This window comes from Congregibacter sp., from assembly GCF_045107095.1.
Lineage (GTDB): Bacteria > Pseudomonadota > Gammaproteobacteria > Pseudomonadales > Halieaceae > Congregibacter.
This window is the reverse complement of record NZ_JBGCFU010000012.1, coordinates 1-4,550: the sequence shown is the minus strand read 5'-3', so window position 1 is coordinate 4,550 and position 4,550 is coordinate 1. Positions and strand designations below refer to the sequence as shown.

Sequence of the window (4,550 nt, the reverse complement as noted above, 5' to 3'; positions counted from 1 at the left end):
TGAGTTAGGTTATAAAGAAAAAGAACAACGAAAAAAGCGATTAAATTCTTCATGATGGAATCCTTAGACCGGTAAAACCAAGCCTACCACGGGCTAGCTGCGTAGAAGATACGCCTGCTCTCAACCCTTCGCTTTGGGCTTTGGTTTGGCTTTGGCCCGTGGTTTGGCTTTGGCCGTGGTGGTGCTTTTTGCCTTAGGCTTGGCTTTCGCAGCAGCGCTGATTTTTGCCTTCGGCTTCGCTTTGGTCTTTGTTTTGGTTTTTGTCTTTATTTTGGTTTTCACCGCCGCGCGCCTGCGCGAAGGCTTGGCCTTAAGGCCCACCGCGTCTTCCAACTCCTGCAGTGCATCCTCCATATAGTCGATCAGGCGTTGCACCTGCGGCACGCTGCGGCGACAGGCGATGATCCCGAAATCCACTTGATCGGCGTAACTCACAAGCGTGATGTTCAGTGCCATACCGTCGGTGATAATGGACAGTGGGTACGATCCATCCATGCGCGCGCCGTTCCAATACATGGTCTCGCGCATCCCCGGTACGTTGGAGATGGTGAGATTGTAGGGCGGTAGATGCGAGATCATCCCCAGCGGCATCAGCAGCATCGATGGCGCTGACATAGCCATGGTCAGGAGTTCAACTTCCTTGGGTGACATGCCTGCATAGTTAGCCTTGCCGGCTTCAACAGAGGCCTTAATGGCGGAGAAGCGCTTTATGGGGTCGGCGATGTTTGTTCCCAGGTCCGCGGTGATGCCGGCCACGGCATTGCCCGAGTCTACGTCGCCCGCCTGACGCAAGGACACCGGGACCAGGGTTTTCATGGAATCTTTGGGCAATTCGCTGTGATTCAGCATGTACTGCCGCAGTCCGCCTGCGCACATAGCCAACACCGTGTCATTAAAAGTGGCGTCAAAGGCCTTTCCTACAGCCCGGATACGCGCAAAAGACCAAGTCTGGGCGACAAACCGACGTGCTGCGTCGATCTTGCCGTTAAGAGCGCTGCGCGGCACCTTATGGTGCGGGATGGAAAGGTCGCTCTTCCGACCGGCCAAGGCGCCAGCAATGTTCTTCAGAGCATTGAAGGCATTGGCGCCGCTGCCGTAGGTGGACTTGAGTATATCCGCCACCGTGCGCACCTCGGCGTCCGTATACTCGGCCTGGCGACCCTCTCTGAGGGCTTTACGGTAGCTCTCCCACGACGCCAGGGAGAGTGGTGATTCGCTGCGCACCGCATCCGGGTCGGAGGACAACATACTGCGGGTCACGTGAATAGATCTAGCGCCATCGACAGCCGCGTGATGGGTCTTGGTAAAAATAGCAAACTGGCGGTTTTGCAATCCCTCTATCAGGTGCATCTCCCACAGCGGTCGGCTCCGTTCCAGCAGTGTGCCGTGCAGGCGACCGACCAGATTGAAAAGTTCGCGGTAACGGCCCGGGCTGGGGAGCGCCGAGTGGCGTATGTGGTAGTCCAGATCCATGGACGGGTCCGGTTCCCAATACACGTTCCCCGCCACGCCCAGGCGGCCGGTCTTTATTCGATCGCCGAAGGGTGGCAGCAGAGCGTCGGCGTCTTTTAGATTATCGGCTATACCCGCAAGAAACTCTTGCACCTCAGCACCGTCGGGAAGCGTGAAAAGGCTGACCCCCGACACGTGCATGGGCATTTCCCGGCTCTCCCCGAGGAGGAAGCCCTTGTCGACCATCGAAAGTTTTTTCATATTATTCTTCTCTGTGCTTGTCAGCAAAGAGCCGGCAGGAAAATGCCGTGCCCACAATTGTTAGTAGGAGTATATACAAGCGATGGCAATCTGGGGTCGACGACTCGACTTGCAACGACCACTCAAACAATGGATGCGCGATGCCCTCAGCGAGGTGAGACATGACAATACACGCTCTTCAAGCGAAAGTTTGCCTGTCACTGCCCGCCCGTAAATTATATTGACACAACTAATGACGTTATGTGAGCCTTAAACTGGACAAAGGTAGTACAAACCGCAATCACAACATTCAACAACTGAGCACGTATGCATACTCGCGGCAAACTCTGGCTTATGCCAGCCCTACTCTATGCAGTTTTTTTCTACTGGTACACCGACTTTGGCGGCCCCTTAAGCGATGCAGAAATTGATCAATTCGTCGCGACCATGAACACCAACGGCGGCGATCCCGAAGTCATCGCCTTTATCGAGAAGTTTGCCCGTCAGGACAGCGGCCGACAGTTTCTTATGGTGAATAACATTGACATGGACGAAACCCCACCCGATGTCGAGGGCGCTGAGCCGGGTGAAAGCGGCTCCGACCTTATGGGACGCTACATGGAACACATGATACCCGCGCTACTCTCTCGCGCCAGCCATCCGGTGTATATGGGTTCCGCTGTCTACCCCGCCATGGACTTACTGGGTATCGAGGGCGCTGAAAACTGGGACCAGGCAGCATTGTTTCGCTATCGCAGCCGACGCGCCTTACTAGAAATCGTCGCCAACCCCGCGTTCAGGGGTAAGCATCACTTTAAAACGGCGGCGCTAGACAAGACCATCGCTTATCCTACCGAGCCCCAGCTCTATCTTGGTGACCCTAGGCTATTGCTGGGACTTGTCCTATTGGCCGTGACTGCGCTGATCGACAACTTTAGACTTTCCCGAAGAGCTAGTTAAACAGCGACACCCTCAACGCAACCTTCGGAGAATAGAATGAAAAAGCTACTCGTAGTCGCCGGTATCGTGCTGATGGTTGTGGCGCTCGCCTTCAGTCAGCGCGCCAGCATCCTTGAGCGCTTGATGGCAAAGGGAATGGAAAGCCGGATGGGCGCAAACCTGATCGCGGAGCTCGAAGACGGCCTGCACCTGGCACTTTGCGGGGCCGGCGGCCCTCTTCCAGCCCCCAATGCTTCGGGCCCATGTGTGGCGGTCGTCGCCGGCAAGCAACTGTTTGTGGTGGATGCGGGCACCGACGGCACCCGCAATCTGGGCCGTATGGGCTTCCCAGCAGGCAAGGTAAAAGCTGTGTTCCTCACTCACTTCCACTCTGATCACATCGACGGCCTGGGCGAGCTCAGCACTATCCGCTGGGCGGGTGGCGACAACAGATCTCCCCTACCCGTCTATGGTCCTAGGGGCGTAGAGCGAGTAGTAGACGGCTTTAACTCAGCCTACGCCCAGGACTTCACCTACCGCCATGCACACCACGGGGATACGGTAGCTCCTATGAGTGGAGCCGGTATGCAGGCCATGCCCTTTGACAAGCCGCCCATGGGTGAGCTGGTGCTGGTCTACGAAGGCGATGGCCTCAAAATAGAAGCGCTAGCGGTAGACCATGCACCGGTGGAGCCAGCGGTGGGTTATCGCTTCAGCTACAAGGGTCGCTCCCTGCTGATTACCGGGGACACGACTAAGCAGGCCAACATCCAAAGATTCTCCCAAGGCATTGACTTACTGGTACACGAGGCCCTCGCCCCTAATCTGGTCAACTTGATGCATGATGCGGCGGTGAAGCTGGACAACAAAATCATGGCGAAAATCACGCACGACATCCTCGATTATCACGCCAGTCCGGTAGAAGCCGCCGAAACCGCCCGTAACGCTGGTGTCGGCCATCTACTCTATTATCACATCGTACCGCCGCTCGTTATCCCCGGGCAGAAATCCCTGTACCTGAATGGCGCCGAAGAAGTCTTCCCGGACTACACCATCGGCGAGGATGGCGTCTCGTTCTCCCTGCCTGCCAATTCGACAGAAATCATCAAGACTCGCAGCGGACTCTAGAGAAAACGGAGCGGGAATCACCGAGGGAGGCGGACATTCGTGGATCGCCCCGTTTCCGATAGTTAGTTAGGCCAGTAAATATACTCATCGCCCTGCATAAAGCGCTCGGCCAGGGTTTTATCGATAGCGATAGGCATTTCGGTGACGGTTGGGTACAGCGGCCCCCGGGACTGGCGCTGATGCTCATCGAGCAAGGCCATTAACTCGGACAGCTTCTCCGAGTTCGAGTCTATAAGGTTGTCCTGTTCAGTAGGATCCTCAGCCAGATTAAACAGCCAGCGCTTATCGGGACGAGCGGTGACCTGTAGCTTCCAGTCGCCGTGACGCACTACACGGTAGTGCCCGCTCTGCCAGAACAGAGTCTCGCGATCCCAGTTTTGCTCGCTCTCAACCTCACCTTCACGATAGACCAGGGGCAATAGATTCTCTCCGTCGATCTCGACACCTTCGGGCTTTGACGCTCCGGCCGCAGCCAACAGCGTCGGCATCATATCGATATGCGCTACCGGAGTTTGCGACACGGTGCCTGCCGGAATACGCGCCGGCCACTTAACAAACAGCGGCACGCGTATTCCGCCCTCGAACTGGCTGATCTTCCAGCCGCGGAATGGGTGATTAACATCGGGCAATCCAATGTATCCGGGACCGCCATTGTCACTGGTGAACAGCACGACAGTATTGTCAGCCAAGCCCTCTTCCTCCAGCGCCGCATTGATTCGGCCCACACTGCGATCCAGGGCGCGAATCATTGCGGCATACACGCGCAGGCGATGGGGCTTGATATCGCCGAC

Annotated in this window: 4 protein-coding genes; 2 read left to right on the top strand and 2 right to left on the bottom strand. The window is 56.4% G+C overall.

Going from position 1 to position 4,550, the window contains the following annotated elements:
• Nucleotides 1-120: 120 nt before the first annotated feature.
• Nucleotides 121-1,713 carry a WS/DGAT/MGAT family O-acyltransferase gene (locus tag AB8B76_RS02400; protein WP_405269749.1) on the bottom strand — a complete coding sequence of 531 codons (1,593 nt, stop codon included), beginning with the start codon at nt 1,711-1,713 and terminating at the stop codon, nt 121-123.
• A gap of 333 nt (nt 1,714-2,046) precedes the next feature.
• Here AB8B76_RS02400 and AB8B76_RS02395 point away from each other — a divergent pair, with 333 nt between their 5' ends.
• Both AB8B76_RS02395 and AB8B76_RS02390 read left to right on the top strand, forming a co-directional pair.
• On the top strand, nt 2,047-2,652 hold the full coding sequence (locus AB8B76_RS02395) for a hypothetical protein (RefSeq protein WP_405269746.1): 606 nt from the start codon (nt 2,047-2,049) through the stop codon (nt 2,650-2,652).
• Nucleotides 2,653-2,688: 36 nt separating this feature from the next.
• On the top strand, nt 2,689-3,759 hold the full coding sequence (locus AB8B76_RS02390; protein WP_405269743.1) for an MBL fold metallo-hydrolase: 1,071 nt from the start codon (nt 2,689-2,691) through the stop codon (nt 3,757-3,759).
• A 62-nt stretch (nt 3,760-3,821) separates the two neighbouring features.
• Here the strand turns inward: AB8B76_RS02390 and AB8B76_RS02385 are convergent.
• A partial coding sequence (locus tag AB8B76_RS02385; RefSeq protein ID WP_405269740.1) for a sulfatase-like hydrolase/transferase occupies nt 3,822-4,550 on the bottom strand: 729 nt, incomplete at its 5' end.